Annotated in this window: 27 protein-coding genes, 1 tRNA gene and 1 pseudogene; 14 read left to right on the top strand and 15 right to left on the bottom strand. The window is 35.7% G+C overall.

The annotated features are described in order from the left end of the window. Positions 1-1,985 precede the first annotated feature (1,985 nt). From V4P57_RS01455 to V4P57_RS01440, 4 genes are read right to left on the bottom strand one after another with little or no spacing between them, the layout of a single operon-like run. Positions 1,986-2,540, bottom strand: a complete 555-nt coding sequence (locus V4P57_RS01455; protein WP_455466438.1) for a biotin transporter BioY — start codon at positions 2,538-2,540, stop codon at positions 1,986-1,988. Next, complete coding sequence (locus V4P57_RS01450; protein WP_455466437.1) at positions 2,537-3,193, bottom strand: energy-coupling factor transporter transmembrane component T family protein; 657 nt, start codon at positions 3,191-3,193, stop codon at positions 2,537-2,539. Before V4P57_RS01450 ends, V4P57_RS01455 begins: the two co-directional genes overlap by 4 nt. Beyond that, entirely contained in the window at positions 3,190-3,870 is a 681-nt protein-coding gene (locus V4P57_RS01445; RefSeq protein ID WP_455466436.1) for an energy-coupling factor ABC transporter ATP-binding protein, read from the bottom strand. Before V4P57_RS01445 ends, V4P57_RS01450 begins: the two co-directional genes overlap by 4 nt. A 12-nt stretch (positions 3,871-3,882) precedes the next feature. Next, positions 3,883-5,340: an amino acid permease gene (locus V4P57_RS01440; protein WP_455466435.1), complete on the bottom strand. Its 1,458-nt coding sequence runs from the start codon at positions 5,338-5,340 to the stop codon at positions 3,883-3,885. A 177-nt stretch (positions 5,341-5,517) separates the two neighbouring features. On the opposite strand from V4P57_RS01440, the gene V4P57_RS01435 reads away from it, so the two are divergent. After that, positions 5,518-5,850 (top strand): hypothetical protein, encoded by a 333-nt coding sequence (locus V4P57_RS01435; RefSeq protein WP_455466434.1) that lies wholly within the window; start codon positions 5,518-5,520, stop codon positions 5,848-5,850. 1,275 nt (positions 5,851-7,125) lie between these two features. Continuing rightward, positions 7,126-7,201 (top strand) — tRNA-Thr (locus V4P57_RS01430). A 99-nt stretch (positions 7,202-7,300) separates the two neighbouring features. Here V4P57_RS01430 and V4P57_RS01425 read toward each other — a convergent pair. From V4P57_RS01425 to V4P57_RS01395, 7 genes are all read right to left on the bottom strand, one after another. After that, positions 7,301-7,504 carry a helix-turn-helix transcriptional regulator gene (locus tag V4P57_RS01425; RefSeq protein WP_455466433.1) on the bottom strand — a complete coding sequence of 68 codons (204 nt, stop codon included), beginning with the start codon at positions 7,502-7,504 and terminating at the stop codon, positions 7,301-7,303. Between the two features lie 72 nt (positions 7,505-7,576). Next, a complete protein-coding gene (locus V4P57_RS01420; protein WP_455466432.1) occupies positions 7,577-8,200 on the bottom strand; it encodes a lambda exonuclease family protein in 624 nt (207 codons plus the stop codon). A 1-nt stretch (position 8,201) separates the two neighbouring features. Continuing rightward, the gene (gene bet, locus V4P57_RS01415; RefSeq protein WP_455466431.1) at positions 8,202-9,029 is read right to left on the bottom strand and encodes a phage recombination protein Bet; all 828 of its coding nucleotides are present in this window, start codon (positions 9,027-9,029) and stop codon (positions 8,202-8,204) included. Positions 9,030-9,179: 150 nt separating this feature from the next. Then, the gene (locus V4P57_RS01410; protein WP_455466430.1) at positions 9,180-9,908 is read right to left on the bottom strand and encodes a Rha family transcriptional regulator; all 729 of its coding nucleotides are present in this window, start codon (positions 9,906-9,908) and stop codon (positions 9,180-9,182) included. 72 nt (positions 9,909-9,980) lie between these two features. Continuing rightward, a complete protein-coding gene (locus tag V4P57_RS01405) occupies positions 9,981-10,343 on the bottom strand; it encodes an antA/AntB antirepressor family protein (protein ID WP_455466429.1) in 363 nt (120 codons plus the stop codon). A gap of 63 nt (positions 10,344-10,406) precedes the next feature. Then, positions 10,407-10,787, bottom strand: coding sequence for a hypothetical protein (locus V4P57_RS01400; RefSeq protein WP_455466428.1), 381 nt, complete (start codon positions 10,785-10,787; stop codon positions 10,407-10,409). Positions 10,788-11,024: 237 nt separating this feature from the next. Then, positions 11,025-11,363, bottom strand: coding sequence for an XRE family transcriptional regulator (locus tag V4P57_RS01395; protein ID WP_455466427.1), 339 nt, complete (start codon positions 11,361-11,363; stop codon positions 11,025-11,027). A gap of 84 nt (positions 11,364-11,447) precedes the next feature. On the opposite strand from V4P57_RS01395, the gene V4P57_RS01390 reads away from it, so the two are divergent. The 7 genes and pseudogenes from V4P57_RS01390 (at position 11,448) to V4P57_RS01360 (ending at position 15,623) form a co-directional block, all read left to right on the top strand. Then, on the top strand, positions 11,448-11,807 hold the full coding sequence (locus V4P57_RS01390; protein WP_455466426.1) for a hypothetical protein: 360 nt from the start codon (positions 11,448-11,450) through the stop codon (positions 11,805-11,807). A 25-nt stretch (positions 11,808-11,832) separates the two neighbouring features. After that, positions 11,833-12,273 (top strand): hypothetical protein, encoded by a 441-nt coding sequence (locus tag V4P57_RS01385; protein ID WP_455466425.1) that lies wholly within the window; start codon positions 11,833-11,835, stop codon positions 12,271-12,273. A 110-nt stretch (positions 12,274-12,383) separates the two neighbouring features. Beyond that, complete coding sequence (locus V4P57_RS01380; RefSeq protein WP_455466424.1) at positions 12,384-12,857, top strand: crossover junction endodeoxyribonuclease RuvC; 474 nt, start codon at positions 12,384-12,386, stop codon at positions 12,855-12,857. Further along, positions 12,850-13,917 carry a YdaU family protein gene (locus V4P57_RS01375; protein WP_455466423.1) on the top strand — a complete coding sequence of 356 codons (1,068 nt, stop codon included), beginning with the start codon at positions 12,850-12,852 and terminating at the stop codon, positions 13,915-13,917. The genes V4P57_RS01380 and V4P57_RS01375 overlap by 8 nt, the downstream gene beginning before the upstream one ends. Then, positions 13,895-14,356: a hypothetical protein gene (locus tag V4P57_RS01370; protein WP_455466422.1), complete on the top strand. Its 462-nt coding sequence runs from the start codon at positions 13,895-13,897 to the stop codon at positions 14,354-14,356. Before V4P57_RS01375 ends, V4P57_RS01370 begins: the two co-directional genes overlap by 23 nt. Before the next feature lie 177 nt (positions 14,357-14,533). Continuing rightward, the gene (locus tag V4P57_RS01365) at positions 14,534-14,860 is read left to right on the top strand and encodes a hypothetical protein (RefSeq protein WP_455466421.1); all 327 of its coding nucleotides are present in this window, start codon (positions 14,534-14,536) and stop codon (positions 14,858-14,860) included. 266 nt (positions 14,861-15,126) lie between these two features. Then, a pseudogene (locus tag V4P57_RS01360) lies at positions 15,127-15,623 on the top strand (Rha family transcriptional regulator). 50 nt (positions 15,624-15,673) lie between these two features. On the opposite strand, the gene V4P57_RS01355 reads toward V4P57_RS01360, so the two are convergent. Both V4P57_RS01355 and V4P57_RS01350 read right to left on the bottom strand, forming a co-directional pair. Continuing rightward, the gene (locus tag V4P57_RS01355) at positions 15,674-15,964 is read right to left on the bottom strand and encodes a HigA family addiction module antitoxin (RefSeq protein ID WP_455466420.1); all 291 of its coding nucleotides are present in this window, start codon (positions 15,962-15,964) and stop codon (positions 15,674-15,676) included. 16 nt (positions 15,965-15,980) lie between these two features. After that, positions 15,981-16,262, bottom strand: coding sequence for a type II toxin-antitoxin system RelE/ParE family toxin (locus tag V4P57_RS01350; protein ID WP_455466419.1), 282 nt, complete (start codon positions 16,260-16,262; stop codon positions 15,981-15,983). 181 nt (positions 16,263-16,443) lie between these two features. On the opposite strand from V4P57_RS01350, the gene ssb reads away from it, so the two are divergent. Both ssb and V4P57_RS01340 read left to right on the top strand, forming a co-directional pair. Beyond that, a complete protein-coding gene (gene ssb / locus V4P57_RS01345) occupies positions 16,444-16,896 on the top strand; it encodes a single-stranded DNA-binding protein (protein ID WP_455466418.1) in 453 nt (150 codons plus the stop codon). A gap of 10 nt (positions 16,897-16,906) precedes the next feature. Further along, the gene (locus V4P57_RS01340) at positions 16,907-17,449 is read left to right on the top strand and encodes a hypothetical protein (RefSeq protein ID WP_455466417.1); all 543 of its coding nucleotides are present in this window, start codon (positions 16,907-16,909) and stop codon (positions 17,447-17,449) included. A 3-nt stretch (positions 17,450-17,452) separates the two neighbouring features. Here the strand turns inward: V4P57_RS01340 and V4P57_RS01335 are convergent, their stop codons facing one another. Both V4P57_RS01335 and V4P57_RS01330 read right to left on the bottom strand, forming a co-directional pair. Then, positions 17,453-17,875 carry a type II toxin-antitoxin system HicB family antitoxin gene (locus V4P57_RS01335; RefSeq protein WP_455466416.1) on the bottom strand — a complete coding sequence of 141 codons (423 nt, stop codon included), beginning with the start codon at positions 17,873-17,875 and terminating at the stop codon, positions 17,453-17,455. A gap of 20 nt (positions 17,876-17,895) precedes the next feature. Beyond that, positions 17,896-18,078: a type II toxin-antitoxin system HicA family toxin gene (locus V4P57_RS01330; protein WP_455466415.1), complete on the bottom strand. Its 183-nt coding sequence runs from the start codon at positions 18,076-18,078 to the stop codon at positions 17,896-17,898. A gap of 360 nt (positions 18,079-18,438) precedes the next feature. On the opposite strand from V4P57_RS01330, the gene V4P57_RS01325 reads away from it, so the two are divergent. The 3 genes from V4P57_RS01325 (at position 18,439) to V4P57_RS01315 (ending at position 20,234) form a co-directional block, all read left to right on the top strand. Further along, on the top strand, positions 18,439-18,759 hold the full coding sequence (locus V4P57_RS01325; RefSeq protein WP_455466414.1) for a hypothetical protein: 321 nt from the start codon (positions 18,439-18,441) through the stop codon (positions 18,757-18,759). Positions 18,760-18,762: 3 nt separating this feature from the next. Beyond that, entirely contained in the window at positions 18,763-19,341 is a 579-nt protein-coding gene (locus V4P57_RS01320) for a hypothetical protein (protein ID WP_455466413.1), read from the top strand. A 323-nt stretch (positions 19,342-19,664) separates the two neighbouring features. Next, positions 19,665-20,234, top strand: coding sequence for an antA/AntB antirepressor family protein (locus V4P57_RS01315; RefSeq protein WP_455466412.1), 570 nt, complete (start codon positions 19,665-19,667; stop codon positions 20,232-20,234). Positions 20,235-20,519 lie beyond the last annotated feature (285 nt).

The following is a 20,519-nucleotide window of genomic DNA, read 5'->3' as shown; positions in this document are numbered from 1 at the left end:
TTGTCTAAGTACAGATACTTGAATCTATTAATTACCACAATATTTCTATTTTTTAGCGTGTGCGAGCTGTATTTCTTTTCAACCCCCTCTTTTGTAGAATAGCTTCAATTTTTGGTACTTAAAACTAACAATTGCTACGCATTCACCGCGTGGTGCACAACACGATATATCATGCAATTATACCAACCGTAAAAAATTAAAAGATAAAATTTAATTATCTGTCTTACAATCCCTATTGTGAAAGCTGCTTAGTTTCAAAGAAGCATGTTTCCCCCTTTCTGCTTCAAAGAAAAGAAAATATCTCAAACCGTATCCTTAATTATAATAACAACCTGCTCACTCAGAATAATCAGTACTTGCTACAATGTTTGAAATTTAATTGGGTGAATTGGATTAAAAATACATTTCGTTTATGTTTTTTCTTACCTAAACGACTAGCCAATTCTGTTTTTGTAATATCAGTTTCATCAAAAACTTCTAGCACTGCTAAATTAATGATATTCTATGCATCTATTGTTAAATCTAAAAGGTCTTTATACTACCGTAGAATGAGTACTAAGAAAGCCACAAATAGGATAACTTTATATAATGCTAGTCCTGAAGATTCAACAGCGTTTCCAATGTCTATCTCTATTTTTTCTTCAAATATTATTACTTTCGGTATATCTGAAAGGTTACTACAATCTTGCCAAGATTTAATTTTTTATGTAGAATCTTCTTATTTAATACTTAATTTTTATTAAATTAAAAACTATAGACATCAAAATATCCTGGTTGTGTCTTTATCTAATTTTATTCACGTTGCTGTGTTTTGCTGCGTCTAGTGACATGCTTTTTCATCACATGTAGTCTATTATTTTCACTAGCATTTTTAAATGTGAGGGATGAGTAAATAAAAGTGACGAAATGGGATTTTCAAACTTTCCTTTGACAGCCTTGAGAATAAGTATCATTTTCAGAGTTTTTTCAAAAAAACTACCGGAGCTATAATACCCTTTCTTGTAAGCTATAGTGGTTAAAAAAAATAAACCACCCAGACTATCAAAAGCCAAACAATGTATTCTTTTGCATTCTACCAATTGAATATGGAGAATATGGAATTGTATAAATATGACCCTAAATTAGCATATACACGTGCCACTTTCTGAAAGACTGATACCATCCTTTTCCAAAAAATATTATTATTACTTGGATGAGCAGGTATAATAACTTTATTTAATAAAGAATTCATATGATCATCACAAAATATATTTGTCGCAAAAACAGTAGGAATAATAGCAACAGATTCTTCTCTTTGAAAAACTACGTGCTCAGACGCTTTTACAACAGACAAAAAACCTAAAATAATAATGCACACAGCAAGGTAGTATCTTATATTCATAGCTTTATTTTTATCCTTATTCTTCTTTAAGAAAAACACGTAATGTTAAAATAATATTATATCATTTTTACATATATATCAAGAATTATATAATACAAAAAGAATAAAAATATTTCAATATTTATTTTATTAAACAAATATATAAAATAATATTCTTGGAATAAATTATATTATGGAGTGTTGGCTATAAAACTACAAAAATATGCCACTGATAAAAATACAATCATTATTTCTAATTGTTAATTTTTAATGTTAAAAAACTACAAATTCGTTGATAGAAAAATTTTAAATTTACGATTTGTGTTCAATAAAATACTTAAAGCTTCTACAGTAAATTTATTACAAATAAAAATCACAAAATATCTATGATAAACAGCAGAGATTATTTTTTACTTTTTTATTATATCTCATATAATACTCTATATAAACTTTATACTACCGATTTTTATACGGCCATTTATGTAGTCGTATAATAGGATTTTTTTATCTTAGTACATACCCTCTCATTTACAGCACAAAAAATAAAACAAAAAAACTCTATAGCATGTTTTCTCTTTTTGTCTTCATGTAAACCGCGATACACCACCTCAATTCAAAATAAGAACTACCCTTCCTTTGGGGTAATGAGAGGAGTAGATTTTTTAACTGTAAGTGCAACAAAAGATGCAATCAGCACTTTCAGGAAATCGCCAATCAAAAAACCTAATGAACTTATTAAAGCTGTTAGCAAAGGAACCTGGGTAATATAAGCCATCCATGGTATTCCAAAAAGGAAAACAATCCCAACTCCACCTACAGTATTTATCACAAACAATGTAATAAAATTCAGCCGACGCCAAAGTAACTCGACCATAAAACCAATAAAAAATGCAGCTACTGGATAACCAATCATATAGCCTCCACCAGCCCCTAAAAAAACACCGATTCCCCCACGCCCACCAGCTAATAGAGGCAAACCAATAGCGACAAGTACAAGAAAAAGGAGAGATGCTAAGGCTCCTCTTTTCGCTCCTAGTATAGACCCCGCTAACATTGGTCCCATTGACTGAGCAGTAATAGGAAGCCCAAGAAAAATAGGAAGGAAAATAGGAGGAAAAAGTCCTAAAATCGCGTAAATAGCAGCAAATAAAGCAATATAACTTAGATCTTTTGTATTCATTGAACTATCCCCTTATTATGAATAACTTTATCATCATTAGATATTTTATCATCAGAATCACAATCATAAGAACGTGCATCTAGTGCTTCAGCAACTTCTGAAGCCATCCTTATTGTTCGTATAATTAATGGCATTGCAAGAGCAGCAATATTTGTATCAAATCCGCGTGCCCTTTGTGCTTCACGCACTTCATTGAATTTTTCACTAACAACCGGAATAAATCTGATTGCCATAGATAACACCATACTAAATTTTGATGGATTTATACCAAAGCGTCGGAATGGTTGAAGCCATGTTTCAATTGCATTCACCATATCTGAAACTTTGGTTGTTAAAGATAAGAGTGATGCCAAAAAAACAAGAGAAAGAAGACGCAATATAACCTCAAAACCTGTAAACCAATTTTTAAAAATAACTTGAAAAACAAATATAAGAACTAAAAATAAGCCCATTGCTTTAAGTTGTTTTAATACATTTTTAAAAGGAATTTTCGCAACTCTATACAATAAAGCTACAAATAACAAAAAGAGCAAAAGGATAGATATCGATGATACCATAAATAGGCCAGTCGCACATACAGCAAGGAATAACAGCTTCCCTCCTGGCCTGAGCTTATGAATAAATGTATCTTGGTGAAAATATAAGCTGATCACGACATTCTTCTTATATATTCTTTGATCGCAACAAAAGGTACATCATCAACAACTATTTCTCCCTTTTCAAAGACTAGCACTCTATCAAACTTTTTAAGAAACTCCAAATCATGTGATACAACAATTGCCGTTTGTGATAATTCTTCTATAACGTGCGTAACACGGCGCTTATTTCGCAAATCAAGCAATGTTGTTGGCTCATCAAAAACAATATAGTCTGGCTTCATTGCTACTATACTGGAGATGGCAACGAGTTGCTTTTGCCCACCACTTAACAAATGAACTGCATGATTTCTGAAATTTTGAAGATCATAGCGCTGTAAAATTTCATCTACACGCTCCTTAATTTCACCTTTACTAAGTTTTAGATTTTTGAGACCAAAAGATAAATCTTCTTCCACTAATGGTAAAACAATTTGATTATCAGGATTTTGAAAAACAAATCCTACTTTACGCTTTACTGCCTTTGCATCGCGCTTTGTATCAAGCCCATCAACGCTTACAAAACCATGAGAAGGCAATTGTAGCCCATTGATAAGACGAACAAATGTACTTTTCCCAGAACCATTCGCACCAATAACAGCGATTCGTCTTTCAGTAAGCTGTACAGTAATATTTCTTAAAACACACAAATCTCCAAAAATTTGCGTTACTTTATCAAACTTTATAATCCCCAAGATTTATTCCAATCAATCTCTTTTATTACCTTTTCTACCGCCATCGCTTAGTTTATAACACAAGAGTAAAAACAAGCACCATACAGGAATAATAATAACTGCTAAACTCATATCAGGCATCTGCACAGGGATATATGTTTCAAGACAAGACGTCCTTACCCCTATCGTATCAAAACATCGAGCCATTAATCCATTTTTCCCAAAACCACTTACAAACATAATGCAAAATAATAAAGCAAGAAAGCAAAGGCAAAGATAGTTAGCGTAAGGATATAAACCAAACGCATAAATAAAAGCCTCTTTTCTATTCTTATGTGCTTTTCGAAATTTCAAATGAACAATAACAATAATAGCCCAAGTAATAACCGCTGCTGCAGTTGCAAGAGCCATGATCCGCATAAAACTGTTATCAGGGATAAGAGCATTAACAACGATAATCATCGCAGTACAAATCGATGAAAAAAGGATAGCAATATAAGGAACACGGGCAGAACTAAGTTTACTAAAAATATGTGGAGCATTTTTTTGTATAGCTAAACTATAAAGCATACGACCATTAGAATAAATACCACTGTTGTAAACCGAAATAGCAGCCATAATGACTATAAAGTTCAAAATATGACCAGCAGCTGGAATTCCTATTGTCTCAAAAATTGTAACAAAAGGACTACCATTGTTCCCGATCATATTCCACGGGCTTATCATCATAATAATACCAATAGAGCCAACATAAAAAATTACAATCCTCCACATAACTTTACGAATAGCGATTGGGATTGTCTTTCGTGGATTTGATATCTCTCCAGCAGCAATACCAATTAATTCTGTTCCTCCAAAAGAAAACATCACCACGCACGTAGCCAAAACAACTCCCGTTGCACCATAGGGGAAAAAACCGTCATGGGACCAAAGATTATGAATGCCTGTTTGATATCCATCTATTCCAGTGATAATAAGAAAAATTCCAAAAATAATCATACTAACAACAGCAGCAACTTTAATTAAAGCTAAGAAAAATTCAAATTCACCGTAAAAACGAACATTCAACAAATTGATCAATGTCACAAGCAAAAGAATGATGAAGGATGACTTCCAATGATCAACCAAAATCCAATGATCTAGATAAAATCCAATAACGGTAAGCTCAGTCATACTGACGAGAATATAAAGGAACCAATAATTCCAACCTGTTATGAAGCCAGCTAAACTCCCCCAATATTTATAGGCAAAGAAACTAAAAGCACCTGATGTTGGCTCTTCTACTGACATCTCACCAAGCATTCGCATGATGAAATAGATAATAAGTCCCCCAAAAAGATATGCCAGAACGGTTGAAGGACCAGCTAATTTGATGGACTCTGTTGACCCATAAAAAAGTCCTGTTCCAATAACCCCGCCTAAAGCAATCATTTGAACGTGACGGTTTTGAAGATTACGCTTCAATTCATTGTGCTTTTCCTCAAAAATCATTCCTCATTACCTTTGTTGAATTCAACATAAATTTTTATCAAGATAAAACAATCATGGTTTTTATGCATCTTTTTCAAAAAAATACAAAACGAACGTAAATTTATTTTCCTGTTATAATGCAACTCCTTATTTTGGTGTGCATTATGTGAATGTTCCGTTAAAATTATAGGAAGAAATATGCTCCGTCCTTTACTCAAATTAATGGCTTTCATTTTCGTTACACTAACAATTATAGTATTCGTCATTGATAGTGCACACTCTGTAAGTGCATCACATTGGATGACAACTCCTTTAAATAAAATGTTAGCAAACCTCCTGCAAACAGATATCTATCGTCTTAATCAGTCTATATGTAATACCATACCAGCTTCCCTATCCTCAATTTGCATTGCTCTTACTTATTTACCAGCATGGTCTATCTTGGGTGCCTTCGCAATAATATGTTGTGTGTTGAATCATAAAAAACAAAAGCATTTTCATAAAATATTATATACAGAAGAATATATTTGATCTTGATAAAACCCCTCTAGAATTTATAGTTCCATACGCAATTAATACACTTTAGCAAATTGGATTTTGTAAGATAGCCGAAAACTATTTTGTTAAGAGGAGCAGATTAAAAGCATCTTATTATGAACACAACTAGCTCATGATCGCTGTAAGTGACTGCGTATCGACCCATTTTTATCAATTAAAAGTAATTAGCGGCTAAATGTAATCTCTCATCCTACCTATAAAAAAGCCTGTATAGGAAAGCCAGAAGGTTTCGAAATAGCTAATTTGCCCATAACCACTAATGAAGTGTTCCAAAAAATTTTCTCTGTTTTTCAGCACCACGGAACCGCATATAGGAAATGCTCTTAATAATATCAGAGCTCCTTATAAGATTGGAATTTCTTGAAAAAATGAAGAAGATTCTGAACGTTATAAAAGCCATGCTCCATGTCTAACAGAATGCATTAAATAAAAGAATGAGCAATAACTAACTTATAATTATGATAAAAAATCCACATCATAGTAGCTTGTGCCCTATTATATCTTGAAAAAACTCAAGAGCTGATTACTAGAAAAAATTTGAAAGATTACCAAAATATCTAATATCTCTATTGATTAAAAGATGGCGAAATAATATCTTAGGGAACACCTTGTTCTTCTAAATCCGAAAATCTCCTCATTAAAATATTAAGTTTTTTAGATATCTCATTCAAACTTTTTCATCGATCAGTTACGATACAAGAAATCTCGTCAATAAGCTTTTCTTGATAAGCTAGCTTCGTTTTTAATTCTATCAGCCTATTTTCATCCGACATGGCTCTTGCTCCATCTTAAATAAAAAACGTATTTAATTCATTAATCCACCATTTTTATTCTAATTTCTATAAGAATGAAAAGTAATTTTTCTACTAATTCTATGATTTTATCTTCACCTCATAAAGGTTGATGATATCTTTTATTTCCTCCCATTGCCTACCTAATAAAATTCTTCACTTCCATAGAAACAGAAGATATTTTTATCTTTATGAGGAAATCCTGACACCATTTTCTACTCCAAAGATGCATTTTTCATACAATCTTCTAAGTTTAAGTGCGATCTCAAATTAGAAAGCATTTTATAGCATCAAGACCAAAAAATACTGTTCCACTCTTGTTCTTTGCGCCACCTCACCTTCTATCTCAATAATTATAGTACTTATAAATTATTGAAAAAAATGCATACTTGCTTTTACGTGAACTTTTGGCTATTACCCTCGAGCTAACTTTTGTCTAATTAATATACAAGCATACGCCGCATTAGCTCAGTTGGTAGAGCACATCATTCGTAATGATGGGGTCGCTGGTTCGAATCCGGCATGCGGCACCATTTTATGTATTCAATATATTGAAATATATAGATTTTTTCTTTAAAGAGCTGTTTTTAGACCACCTTTTAGACCACCTTATACAGTTTATATAATTTTACCTAATTTGTTCTTATTTGCTCCTTATTTTTCTTTGGAGTGAGTGCTAAAATCTCTTTTTTTCTCCACCTCACTGCTCTACCTAATTTATAGGGTTCAGGAAACAACCCTTGAAGCACCCAATTGCGAATCGTTGTTGTGGATACACTAAAAAGCTGTGCACACTCACGTGTCGTTACATATCTATCTCCATCATCAAATATCATCTCATTACCTTTCTATTTTTTATATTAATTAAATGGGCGGGAATGCTTGGAGGAGAGAGCACCCCCATAACTTTAAGCAGCTTTTGCTAATATCTTTTCTGTTTCTTGTTCTATCTCTACTAAAAAGGCTTCGACAGCTTTATTGATATATGCGATCTGTTTTTCATCACGGTGTACGCGTTTTGCTTTGATCCGTAAGGGCGCCGATTGGCCAGTAAAGCGTGGATCATAACTCACAAAATCACACCATTGACGTCCTGTACAAGCCATTTGGAATTGCATTTGTGCGAGATATTCAGGCTTGATCTGGTTATCGAGAAAAAAGCGTATATGCGTTTTTGATCTTGGACATTTGACCTCTATTAATCCATGATCCCCAATCAGACCATCAGGGCTTGCACCGGCCATCTCCATTGTGGGGTGTTGGATAAAACCGCACTTTGTAACATGAGTATCATAAATGAACTCATATTCTTTGATTGCATCCTCTTCATGGTCAATACCCCATCGCATGTCTTCAGTTTCATAATGGGGGCTTATTTCCTCTGTTAAGCGCTCTGTGATGAGTGTGATTTTGTAGTCATCATATTTGCTTGTCGGCAAACCTTTTGCTGTCTTACTGAGTACGTTGTAAATATTAGAAGCAGTGATTTTTCCCAACCGCACTTGAAACCACTCTGCTGTTCTTTGTTCCATCTCACACCGCCGTTTGTTGTTTTTGTTGTCTTGGTGCAGATTCAATATCTTGAATATGTATGCATTCGGCATCTTGTATAAGAAGATCGGTTTGCTCTTGTGGTTGCAAGGATTGTTGTGCGGCAGCCATTTGCATGCATTGCTTTTTCTTCAACCCCTCTAAAGCCATTTGTGCTTTCTCATAAGAGAGATCGATGAGGCTTTGTCCTTTTACAAAAGAGAGTACTTTTGCTTCATCTGTCTGTGTTTGTTCCATGAGTTTTTTGATTTGTACAAGCATTTCATGAGAAATTGGTTGCTCTTGTGTGTTGTTGTTTCCTTCATTAATCCGCACAGCTTCATCTTCTTCATAGATTCCAGAAAATCCGAAGGCATACCGTGCACATTGTATGGTTGCCTTATGGCGCAACATGCGAGCAGGGTATTTCTGCCAAGGATCTGTTTTTTGTTTGCATTCGTTGAGATATTCAGTGACTTCAATGGGGTCTTTAATCTCTTTCAAGCGTATGGCACATTTGATAGCAATGAGATTGCCGTTATTGTCGAGTTGATCTTGAAAGGTCATGCCGTCAAATTTAGGATTTGACTTTATGATCTTGATCCATCCATCAATAGAGACAACAGGGATGATGCCGCCGCCTCGTTTAGGAAGAGCATAAATCTCTTTAGTGAGTGGATTGAGGCCATAAGTATTAGCTACCGAAATAAAAGCAGCAAATTCTTCATCAGAGAAGTTATGGCTGATACAGGTTTTGATGATAGTCTTTCGAAATTCTTGTTCTGAGAAGCCATATTTTTGCGATATAAGGGCTAAAGGAGAATTTGTCATTTTGGTTTCCTTTATTTACGCATCACTCACCCGTGGCGTGAATCACGCTTTTGTTAAAAATGGTTGTTTGTGCTGTTAGAAGTTGGTCTTTTGAGACCGTGCTCACTTATCAGTGAGTTCGTATTTCTTTTCCATAGTTTTTCTCCTTTGTTAATGCATGCTTTGTCTTTTAAGTTCTTGAGACAGCACACCAATTCCTTTTGCTGTGATTTTTGCGCAAGGAATGAATTTTTCTATTCCACTTGCGGTTTGAAGTGTGATGGTTGGACAATCCATAAGTTTCTTTTGGATTTTGTCTTGGTACGGTAGCAAATTTCCACCTACTGATCGTCTGTAAACCCAACCTTTTTGCTGTAAGAATTGAATGAACTGTTTTGGTTGCATCTCGAGTATTTTAGCGGCTTCTGTAAGACCAAAGAGTCCATCATGGCGTTGTAAGCTTTCAAGAGCCATTGCTTTTGGCTTTAAATCTTCAATGATGGTGTCTTTTTGATCTATTTGCCCTTGTAGGTAATTCAAAAAGCCAATCATAGCTTTTGGACTTGAGTAATCGATTTGTGGAACCGCCACCTGCTTTTCTAATTCTTGCCAACGATCAATTATTTTTGCACGTAAAGTAGTGCTATAACCAGAAACAAGAATTAAGCATTCACGCTTGGGGAGATGATAGCAATTTTGAGGCTTGCCTTGTTTGTCTAAATAGGTGCCCTCAAATTTGAGGAGACCCCCTTCAGAGTATAATTCCCCTAACATTTGCTTAATGTCGCGTCTTACATTGTCATGTCTTTTACCGCATAACTCTGCAATCTCACGGCTAGACATAGTTTGAACCGTTTGGTTATTAAAATCGTTTTCTGCTGTTGTCATAAGATTATGCATGATGAACTCCTTTCAAGAAGCTCGTATTTTTTTCAGATGTTCTAATAAAGTCTTGCATCATCACTGCCTTAATTAACCAAAACACAAGGTTTGATATAATGCTGTGTTTTTGCTTCTGTGGTATTTTGTTTTGGCAATTTTCTTTGCTGCGTAAATTGTGAAGTGATGATTATCAATTTCATCTGTTTTTATTTCAGATTTTGGACAAATCTTTTTTCTGTTCCATTCTTCTTTTGTAAAAACAAAATCCACCCCCTCTTTCAGATCAAACTTTTCAACACAATCATTAAACCAAGTGGAAAAATCTTGTTTCAAATGTAAACGCCTATGCATTACATGGGCATTGACCATTGGGATGTAACCGGTTTTATCTTCTCCCTCGTTTTTGGGTGTGATGTATCGTTCAGTATCTTTACTTTTAGCATGACTGTTCATAGATTTGTTCTCGTTAATGATTGATGGAGAAAGGGGGCGCTTTTTCAAACGCCCTTAGAAATTTTAAAGCACATCACAAGGACGCAATCGGTGCTGCTGTTCATAGGTACCAAACATTTCATCTTCATATCGCTGCTGTTTTATATCGTCTAAAAAAAATCCGTATGCTGCACTGTGTTTAATAAAGTCATGAGGTATGATGTCGTCAAAACACTGTTGTTCACGTTCTTTAAGGTAAAAATCGGCAATATCTTCAGAGATATCTTCACAACGGTTCATAGCTGGTTCAATGCGAAAGATTTGGACAGCGTTATCAGCTTCGTCAATAAAGTCGATAATGTCATTTTCTTCGTAAAATGGTCCAGACTGAGCGAGATTTTGTACCTCATTTTCACATATGACTAAGAGAATTTCATCTGAATTTATAAAAATTGGTTTTCCCATAATTTCCCCTCCATTACGCCTCTTAGCAATTAATTCTGTTTAGTTTATAAAAATAAAATACGTTTTTCGTAATTAAATGTCAAGAAAAAAAATACGATAAACATATTTTTTATATTTATAATCCACATAATTATTTATTATCTTAAAGTTTAAATGGGGAATTTATGTTGGACCGTGAAAGAAATGAACAACTATCTGTAATGTTAAATAAATTAACTGAAAGTGAAAAAATAGCTTTTATAGATTTCGTGCTGCGAGCAAAGATTTTAAAAGATCCTCGACAATTTTTTTTTCAGAATCATTTGCCTGAGAATACAAATAAAGAAAATCATCAGAACAAAATCCGGAGACAGGCGAAGAATCCTTAAAAAACTCCATAATTTTAACAAGCTCATCAGCCTTAACGTCTCTCATTTCTTTATTAGGGTCAAGATTGACAATATTAGATATAGCTGGTCTGCGTACTCCAAGATGGGCTGCGAGTTTTGCTTGGCTGCCACGGCCCATTTTATCGAGTTCTCGCTTTATCCAAATTTTTAGCTCTCTTTGTTTAACCATAATTGAGTTATTTATCATTTTTAAAAACCTTACAATATTAAAAAACATAAAAATACGTTTATCGTATTGACTAAATGTTCCTTATATCGTATTTTGATGACTATGATAAAAACTTATACAGAAACAGCAAAACTTATAATTACATATCTTGGTGGATATCATAAGGTTGCGAATATCATTAATCGCAATGTTATTGTGGTTAGAAAATGGGCTTATCCTTTTGAAAAACGAGAAGGTAAGGGTGGGATCATTCCGGCTAAATATCAGGTGAAGCTTTTAAACTATGCTCGTCAACACAACATTGACTTGCGCCCTGAGGATTTCTTTTATCCTGAGCGTTTGCGAGGTTTGATGGAGATAGGGAAGTTACCTCCAAGGACCTCTTTTGTTAACGGTTCCCCTGTTCATGTGAAGACATGCCAACAGCGTAGCATGTCAAAACAACACAATTCACACACTTGAATAAATTGCACTAGAAAGAGTAGACATGGCAAATAATCAGCATCAGATCACTATAAGTAAAGTCCAGCTGATCGACCTTATTAATAAGATTGAACAGAGCGATATGTGTTATAATGCTCATTCGCTTAATGAACCATCTTGTCAAGTAACGTCATATTTTCCATCAACCAGTTTTATTCTCTATACGCTGCACAGTATCTTTGAGAATGATGATAGAAGTTATTTTACATTATATCCGTATGATGATTTTAACCAATGGTTTTTATCTGTGTTTACGCAAGCTTTTACTGCTTGGTTTGACAATTATTTTTCTAGAGATTTGCTATCTTTTGATCGCTTAAGTGAGCTGGTCTTTTTTATGGTTATAGTCAAAAATGAGCTTAATAGCCTAAGGGATCAACTCATCGAAAAAAGAAAAAAAGAAATCAAATTCATAAATCGCGCATTCAACATGTTTACTAAATGAGTTCATCCACTTTTTTAGAAATACCGAAAACATAATTTTCGTAAGAGATCCAATCATGACATGCTCTGTCATAGCGTTCATGTAAATATGTAACAGCCTTAGGGGGGATTATGAGTTCTTCACAAACTATTTTTTGCCTTGATCTAGGTACCAAGACAGGTTGGGCGATCTGTGGCACTTATGGTCACATAACGAGTGGAATAGCCAATTTTCAATCACGCCGTTTTGAAGGTGGGGGAATGCGTTATTTGCGGTTTAAGCAGTGGCTTTCAGAAATCACGATGGCAGCAGGTCAAATTGATGCGGTGTATTTTGAAGAGGTACGCCGTCATGTGGGCACTGATGCTGCTCATATTTATGGTGGCTTGTTAGCGACCTTAACAGCGTGGTGTGAGCATCACACAATTCCTTATGAAGGCATTCCTGTTGGCACAATTAAGAAAGCGACAACAGGGAAGGGGAATGCCTCAAAAGAAGAAATGATTAAGGCGATGTGTGACAAAGGGCACGCACCGCAAGATGATAATGAAGCAGATGCTTTAGCAATTTTATATTTAATGAAAGAAGGGGATGCGCATGTCTAATGCAATGCCATGGATAAGATTCCATTTGTATGACTGGATAAGTGGTACAGATGGAATGACGTTGGAGCAAAGGGGCGCTTATATGACGCTTCTCGTTCGCATGTACGATAAAAAAGCACCAATCAAAGAAGATTTTGAAACGCTTGCACGTGCTTGCAATTGCTCGCAGAAAAAATTTGCAACTCTTGTCGAATACTTAATGAGGAATGATAAACTTGTTGAGACCGATAATGGATTGTGGAATATGCGCGTTGAAGAAGAACTAAAAGATTTTTCTGATAAAAAAGAGCACATATCGCAAGTTCGTAGTGAGGCTGGCAAAAAGGGTGCGCAAACAAAAAACAATACAAAACAACATGTTAACAATTTTGCTGAAGCAAATGATAAGCAAAACGTTTTTTTTGCTGAAGCAAACGCTAAGCAAAATCAAGCTATAAAGAACCAGAATAAGAATATATATAAAAAAACTAAAACTATCGTTTTAGCAAAAAAAGAAATTTGTTCTGAGAATTCAGAAACTATCGATTTGGTTCACGAGCCAACAGAGGTTGATGCTGTTGAGAGCCAACCAGAACAAATCGCAACAGGTGCAGACAACCAACCATCCCTTCACGAGCAAGAGAACGTTCCCAAAAAAGCAAAGCGGGTGAGAGATGACCGTGGCTGTCGATTACCAGCTGATTTCGAACCCGATTACGATTTTGCAATTGCAGAGGGCTTACCTCCAGAGCGGATCAAAGTCGAGATCGCAAAATTTCGAGATTACTGGACTGCCAAATCTGGAAAGGATGCAACCAAGCGTGATTGGCCAGCGACATGGCGTAACTGGGTAAGAAATTCAAAAGATTATCAAAAAAATAAACAAGGTGGAAACAATGGAAATCACTCTCAAAGGCAAAAAAGCATTGGTGAACGCATCGCAGACAGCATCCTTGATATCAGATCTCGAGGCTACTTTGAATCAAATTCACGAGATGATAGCATCGGGCTTTCCCTTGGCTTTGAAGGATGGCCAGCAATTAACGAGACAGAAGGAAATGATTGCCTTAGATGCTTGTGATCAACTTCACGAATTGTTTTCAGTGAAAGCGAGTAAAGAGGACATAGCCAAGGCAATTCGGATGCTTTCGTGTGGTTTGAAAATTTCGCAACAGGCAGATCATGAAGGTATGGCTCTTACCTATGGAATGGTTTTGGAAAGTGTTTCTGCGTGGTCACTGATGAAAACGATTAAACGGATTTTATGCGATGAGGTAGAAGGTTTATCGGATACGTTTTTCCCAAGCACCCGTGAGTTAGTAAGATTATGTCGTGATTTGGAAAACATTCTTTTGACGAAAGCCAATCTTGTCCGCAAGGCTGTCTTGAACACCCGTGAAAAAAGACTGAAAGAAAAGGCATTGAGAGAAAATTCAAGACCACTCACGTTGGTTGAAAAGCAAAAGCTTGAAGAGGTTTTAAATGGGATTGGGGGAGCAGTGAAAAACATTGCAGGTTAGCAAAATAGTGAAAAGTGCTGATTTTTTTGGAATAGATATGCGTTTAAATCGACAAAAATGCACCGTACAGAGCGATTTAAAGTTTTTTTGATAAATTCTACATAAGAAGTTAAAACGCCACTGTACGGTCAAATTTGAGGTAAATAAATCCATATGGTAAAATTAAGGATTTAAGATATGAAAATCTTAAAACACATGTTCTTAACAAAACGTCAACAGCCCATGCAAAAAAAGTTTGTGGCAATAGCTATTGGTCACGTGCCATGGGGGCTTGGTTGTGCTGAGTATTTTTATAACCTTTATGAGCATGAGGATGGTTCTAGAGAATATGAGGAGTTTGAAGGCTGTCAGTACTATGACATGCCAGAGAAAACAGATTTCAGTACCAAAGCGCAGGTGAAAGCGTGGGTTTATGGGGGTGCGGTGCCTAAAAGCGTTTTGAATCTCGAACCTCTCATAGAAGAAATCAACAAAAATATTAAAAAATTATCGGAATATGCTTGACAATGTTGTAGACATGTGAATATATCGAATCAAGTGCTAGAAACACTAAACAACTAGCGGATAGATTGCCGATACAGTTTCTTCTCCGCATTTTAAGGACTTTGACTCATTATGCACTACAAGTGTACAATGATCTTGTCGGGTGTGGTCACACCATACAACACCCTTATGGGGAAAATGTGACGACGGACTAGTTGCCGTGTTTCTAACACCCGGCGCCCTTATAGGGCTGTTAATAGAAACCGTTTTACAACTAGGAGTTAGCCATGAATAATTTAGTAACAATAAATGATGCTGGCATTGCTGTCACAACCTCTTTGAAAATTGCTGAAGGTATAGGAAATAGCCATGCCACTGTTATCAAGCTTGTACGCAATAATTGCAAAGACTTTGAGGAATTTGGAAGGGTTGGATTTGAAATCGCACCCTTTGAAACTACAGGTGGAAAACAAAAGAGAGAGGTTGCTATCCTCAATGAACCACAAGCAACTCTACTCATGACCTATATGCGCAACAATGATATGGTGCGTGCATTTAAAAAAGCACTTGTTAAAGCTTTCTATGATTTAAAAAGCCAATCTGTTAGTTATGAATTATTGTCTTATGAGTATTAAAAAAACCTGCCGGTGTTGGAGAAATCTTAGGAGTGATGATGAGACGTTTGTTGGATGCAAACGGCCTTAAAGAAGAACTTGAACACTATAAAGCCTTAATCGATGAAGCAAAACGGGTTTTAGAAAGCTCTGTTGTGAAAGTTGCTTAGTTTAAAAGTGAGACCTCTAAGCGGGGTAGAGGTCAGACGAGATATTAATTTCAAAGTCCTGTTTGCTCTAAAGGTGCAATATGCGAAATCGGATTGTTATGCCGTGCTTGCCATAGATCATGCTTTTGTTGCAATTTAAGCCAGAATTCCGCATCATTTAAACCGGCCATCTCCAAGCGTAAGGCTAGGTTAATGCTAATTGCTGCATTACAGTTTAAAACACGTGATAAAGTTAAACGTGCAACACCAAGACGATTTGCTGCTTCTGTTACCGTTAATCCTAGTGTATCCAGTAACTCTTCTCTTAAAATGCCACCGGGGTGTGGAGGATTGTACATCATAATAACACCTCAAAAATTAATGATAATCTTGATAATCAACAAGTTCAATATCTGTTCCAATGAAACGAAAGGTAACACGCCAATTGGCATTTACACGCATCGACCAATAGCCTTTTAAATCGCCAGTAAGTGCATGCAGACGATATGATTTAATTGTTACTTGTTCAGGAGTAGATATCGTATCTAAAATTACCAAAATATTTGCTAATTTTTTAGCATGCGCGGATTTTATGCCTTTGCAAGATCCTCTTTCAAAGAATAATTTCAACCCTTTATGCTTAAAACTAACGATTGCCATATATTTCCCCTTTGGTACTTGATACGATACACCATGCGTTTATGTCAATCAATTATTTACTATTTTGTCATGCAAAAACATAAATCTATACGTTAATATATTATTATATCTCTTTGAAAAACAAAGAAATTCGTGCTACAATATCTGTTGTTTAAAATGCAAATCTTATGGATATATAAATATGCTCAATAAAGTGACTCTCATTGGTTATCTTGGTGCTGATCCCGAAAGCAAAACAGTGGCTTCTGGTGCTGAGGTTGTTAATTTTCGTATGGCCACTTCTGAAAGTTATAAAGATAAAAATACCGATCAGAAAATAGAAAAAACCGAATGGCATTCAGTGGTGGTTTTCAATCCACATTTGGCAAAGGTTGCTCTTCAATATCTCAACAAAGGCTCAAAGGTTTATATAGAAGGCAAATTACAAACACGTAAATGGCAAGATAAAAAAGGCATCGATCGTTATACTACAGAAGTGATTTTGCCACAGTTTAAAGGTGAATTGTATTTACTTGATGCAAAGAAAAATCAATCGGCATCCCCTACCCCTTCACCCAGCACGTCTCAAAATTATGCTGTTGCTTCAGGTGCTGCTGATTATAGTACAGCAGTCAATGATGCTATTCCATTCTGATTGAAAAAATATGACAAAGAGAAAAAAACGTGCAAAACGTGGCCGTCCACGGATTAAGGGATGTATGAGAGAGAAAAATGGCCGTATTTCACGTGCAAAAGCACCGCGTGATCCGGTTGATAAATTGGCCATAGAAATACGTGCCAAGCGCTTTGGTTTGACCATAGAAGACGCTAAAAATCCGCTTTCCGGTACTTATATCGGACGGCTTTATTTGCAAGGTGTGATTGAACAAGATCAATATGATGCTGCGCAAAAATATCTCGAAGTGAGAAACAATTACCTATGTGCAAAAGGATTGCCTAATGCAATTTATGATGAAATGCCTACAACTTCTGATGACGGGGCAAGAGAGAAATGGGTACAAATGGCAGAACAACATCTTTTAGCTGTAAAAGGTGTTGTTCAAGAAGCTCAGTGTTTACACCGTCAATATAACCTTCATGCCGCATTACAATATCTTGTTATAGAAGATCAATCACTACCACACCTTGTGCTTTCATTGCGTATTGCTCTTAATGTGCTTTATAAACATTTTACGCAAAACCGGTAGTTTTCAAGCGGCATCTTGGATATTAATGGCAACCTCTTTTCCAAGAGCAATGAGAGTGGACTCTAAGGCATCTAATTTGCTTGAGTGGTTTAAATCCAACAATCGGTCAATTTGTATTGGATGAAGTTTTAAAAGACGTACGAGATCAGCTTTGCGTAAGTTTTTTTCAATCATAGCGTTATGTATTGCAATTTTTAAAGTCACCAATGAAGATACTTCAACAAAAGGATAGGCAATATCACGATGTCCAAAGGGAATAGGTTCACGATCTTGAAAACGCCCCGTAATAACTGTTAAAAGCGCGTTTTTAGCATGTTCCAAAGCTTCTTTTTCGTCGTTACCGTAGGTAATAAATTCCTGAAAATCTTTGGAGACAACAAGAAGAGTATCATTGTCATCTTTGATAAATTTAATTGCATATTTCATTTACATCTCCATATTCAGGCTTATCTTAGGTCAAGATCTTTAAGAATCTTCTGGACTAATCCTGTTCCTAATTCTTTTCGCGTACCATGCATAGGTAAAACAGATTTTTTAGAACCACGCTTTACAAGCAAATGACCACCTTTCCCTGAGGCGAAAGTACAACCATGTTTTATAAGATATCTTTTCAATTCTTGGCTATTCATTATAATAATATAACATCTAAAATGTTTCAATACAACATAAATGTTGTACTAAAGAGAAATAAAGGACATCTTTTAAAATACCAAATTTTGATCAAAAAAATAAAAAAACACAAGATCATGATTTTTCTGTTGACAGTATGTGAAAAATCGTATTTAATGACACCACTGCATTGGTCGTATTGTATCCAAAATTCAAAAATTTCCCCTAAAATTCATTAAAATATCAAGCCTTTAATATGGCTAGAAAGCCCGGTTTTCTTGAGAAAACGGGCTCTTTCTTTTTTCAAATAATAAAAGTTAATAATTGACCAATGATGTCATTAATTCTGTCATTAATTAATTTCCTCAAAAGGAGCGAAGATGAAGGCAATCATCACTAAGCCAATGTGTGTTGTTGGTGACAACAAAAGCACTGTTCGTTTTGAACCATCAACACCCAATAATCCATTTGTAGAGGTTTCCAATCAAGTCTACGCACGTCTCAAGCGCGCCAATGCTGCAAAACCTTTTATTGACGTCAAAACAACAGCAAAGCCTGACAAGGCAGTTGAACACATTAAGCAAATAGAACAAGAAGCCGCACAAACATCATCTGAAACAGCAACAGAAGAAACCTCACTCGAAAAACCAAAAGAATCTAAAGCTTCCAAGTCATCAACATCTACTCCTAAAAAGGTTTAGAAGTTGAAATTAATCATCCACCAAAAATGGTATCTTCAACAGGTGAATGATACTTTTACCAATCTTCAAGCCCCTCGCCTTAATTGGGCTCTACGCAATGCTGTAAACACCGCAGCAAAACAAGTCGAACGCTTTGCCGAAAAGAAGGTTTCTGATGTTACATCCGCCAAATCAAAGCGTATCAAGCAAGGCGTTTATATTAAAGGAAAAGCGACAGCAAAGTTTCTCGAGACAGATATCATTGGTTCTGGAACACCGATACCTCTTAAATTTTTTCAAGCAAAAGAAACAAAACGCGGCGTAACATACAAAATGTTTGGAAAAAAAGAAATCTTACCCCATGCTTTCATTTGCGGCGGTAAATTTCCTAAGCGTGTTACGTTAAAGATGGAGAACAATGTGTTTCAAAGAGCAGATGGAGATCAATTCCCCATTGCAAAACAAGAGGGACCTTCAATTGCTAAAGTTATGTCAAAGCCAGAAATTGCAAGTGCTATCGCACAATATGCCAGTGAACGATTAACCAAAAATATACAGATACAGCTTGCTCGTCAGGAATATGCTGCCAATAAGAAAGGCTAGATCATATTCTTAAGTTGTACCTATGTGCTACATAATGAGATTTTCTTTCTTGACAAGATTCACGGAAAAAGTATATCGTCAAACTAGGTGCCTGAAAACACCTTAAAACAACAAGCGGATTGGTTACCGAAATAATCAGTCTTCCGCACATTAAAGACTTTGACTCATTGTATGTTACACGCATATAATGTATTTGTCGGGTGTGGTTATGCTATACAATACCCTTTGCGGGGAAAGCATAACGACGGGCTTGTTGCCGTGTTTTCAGCACCCGGCACTCTTTGTTGAGTGTCAATGAAAACCTAATCAGCAAGGAGTTCGTTATGAACACTCTTATTAAAATTACGGAACAAACAATTGATCAGAAATCTGTTCAAACCGTCAGTGCACGCGAGTTATATACATTTTTGGAAGTCAATTCTAATTTTAGAGATTGGATAAAAAACCGTATTAAAGAGTATGGTTTCTTAGAAAATAAAGACTTTATAAGTTTCGCTAAAATTTTAGCGAAACCTAATACTTTTCAGGAAAATCAAGACTCTATGAGTTTTACTCAAAAAAGAGTAAAACCTAAAGGTGGTCGTCCAAGTATGGAATACCATCTCACACTTGATATGGCAAAAGAGCTCTCGATGGTTGAACGCAATGAAAAAGGACGTCAAGCTCGTCGTTACTTTATTGAGTGTGAAAAGAAACTAAAAAGCCAATCTGTTAGTTATGAATTATTGTCTTATGAGTGTTTTAAAAAACCTGCCGGTGTTGGAGAAATCTTAGGGGTGATGATGAGACGTTTGTTGGATGCGAACGGTCTTGAAGAAGAACTTGAACACTATAAAGCCTTAATCAAAGAAGCAAAACAGGTTTTAGAAAGGTCTGTAGTGAAAGCTGCTTAATTGAAAATATGATCTCATCTTCTTCACTTTCAGAGTGGAGAGGATGTTAATTTAAAGAAGATTACCAATTATGTATCTCCTATTTCCCAAAAAGTCAATAAAATCAATGCAAAAGGTACTTCCCGGCGGGTTGGATCTGTTGCGGGGCAGGACAGCGCGACCTATCGCTAGCGACAGAATTTTAAAAATGACTGTGCATTGTACACATAAGTCATTGAAAATAACTGATTTTAATGTGCAGACTGTACAATTTTAATGCACAGGCTGTACAGTGTGATCGGACTG

The sequence above is a fragment of the Bartonella sp. B39 genome (genome assembly GCF_053795145.1).
This window is presented reverse-complemented; position numbering and strand designations above follow the sequence as displayed.

Bases quoted from the DNA above. Each gene is read 5' to 3' on its own strand.
- ssb (WP_455466418.1), top strand. From the start codon at position 16,444: ATGCTCAATAAAGTGACTCTCATTGGTTATCTTGGTGCTGATCCCGAA.
- V4P57_RS01330 (WP_455466415.1), bottom strand. From the start codon at position 18,078: ATGAATAGCCAAGAATTGAAAAGATATCTTATAAAACATGGTTGTACT.
- V4P57_RS01380 (WP_455466424.1), top strand. From the start codon at position 12,384: ATGAGTTCTTCACAAACTATTTTTTGCCTTGATCTAGGTACCAAGACA.
- V4P57_RS01365 (WP_455466421.1), top strand. From the start codon at position 14,534: ATGAAAATCTTAAAACACATGTTCTTAACAAAACGTCAACAGCCCATG.
- V4P57_RS01350 (WP_455466419.1), bottom strand. From the start codon at position 16,262: ATGGCAATCGTTAGTTTTAAGCATAAAGGGTTGAAATTATTCTTTGAA.
- V4P57_RS01375 (WP_455466423.1), top strand. From the start codon at position 12,850: ATGTCTAATGCAATGCCATGGATAAGATTCCATTTGTATGACTGGATA.
- V4P57_RS01395 (WP_455466427.1), bottom strand. From the start codon at position 11,363: ATGATAAATAACTCAATTATGGTTAAACAAAGAGAGCTAAAAATTTGG.
- V4P57_RS01315 (WP_455466412.1), top strand. From the start codon at position 19,665: ATGAACACTCTTATTAAAATTACGGAACAAACAATTGATCAGAAATCT.
- V4P57_RS01335 (WP_455466416.1), bottom strand. From the start codon at position 17,875: ATGAAATATGCAATTAAATTTATCAAAGATGACAATGATACTCTTCTT.
- bet (WP_455466431.1), bottom strand. From the start codon at position 9,029: ATGACAAATTCTCCTTTAGCCCTTATATCGCAAAAATATGGCTTCTCA.
- V4P57_RS01400 (WP_455466428.1), bottom strand. From the start codon at position 10,787: ATGGGAAAACCAATTTTTATAAATTCAGATGAAATTCTCTTAGTCATA.
- V4P57_RS01435 (WP_455466434.1), top strand. From the start codon at position 5,518: ATGCTCCGTCCTTTACTCAAATTAATGGCTTTCATTTTCGTTACACTA.
- V4P57_RS01385 (WP_455466425.1), top strand. From the start codon at position 11,833: ATGGCAAATAATCAGCATCAGATCACTATAAGTAAAGTCCAGCTGATC.
- V4P57_RS01420 (WP_455466432.1), bottom strand. From the start codon at position 8,200: ATGGAACAAAGAACAGCAGAGTGGTTTCAAGTGCGGTTGGGAAAAATC.
- V4P57_RS01325 (WP_455466414.1), top strand. From the start codon at position 18,439: ATGAAGGCAATCATCACTAAGCCAATGTGTGTTGTTGGTGACAACAAA.
- V4P57_RS01355 (WP_455466420.1), bottom strand. From the start codon at position 15,964: ATGATGTACAATCCTCCACACCCCGGTGGCATTTTAAGAGAAGAGTTA.
- V4P57_RS01410 (WP_455466430.1), bottom strand. From the start codon at position 9,908: ATGCATAATCTTATGACAACAGCAGAAAACGATTTTAATAACCAAACG.
- V4P57_RS01440 (WP_455466435.1), bottom strand. From the start codon at position 5,340: ATGATTTTTGAGGAAAAGCACAATGAATTGAAGCGTAATCTTCAAAAC.
- V4P57_RS01405 (WP_455466429.1), bottom strand. From the start codon at position 10,343: ATGAACAGTCATGCTAAAAGTAAAGATACTGAACGATACATCACACCC.
- V4P57_RS01455 (WP_455466438.1), bottom strand. From the start codon at position 2,540: ATGAATACAAAAGATCTAAGTTATATTGCTTTATTTGCTGCTATTTAC.
- V4P57_RS01370 (WP_455466422.1), top strand. From the start codon at position 13,895: ATGATTGCCTTAGATGCTTGTGATCAACTTCACGAATTGTTTTCAGTG.
- V4P57_RS01390 (WP_455466426.1), top strand. From the start codon at position 11,448: ATGATAAAAACTTATACAGAAACAGCAAAACTTATAATTACATATCTT.
- V4P57_RS01340 (WP_455466417.1), top strand. From the start codon at position 16,907: ATGACAAAGAGAAAAAAACGTGCAAAACGTGGCCGTCCACGGATTAAG.
- V4P57_RS01425 (WP_455466433.1), bottom strand. From the start codon at position 7,504: ATGATATTTGATGATGGAGATAGATATGTAACGACACGTGAGTGTGCA.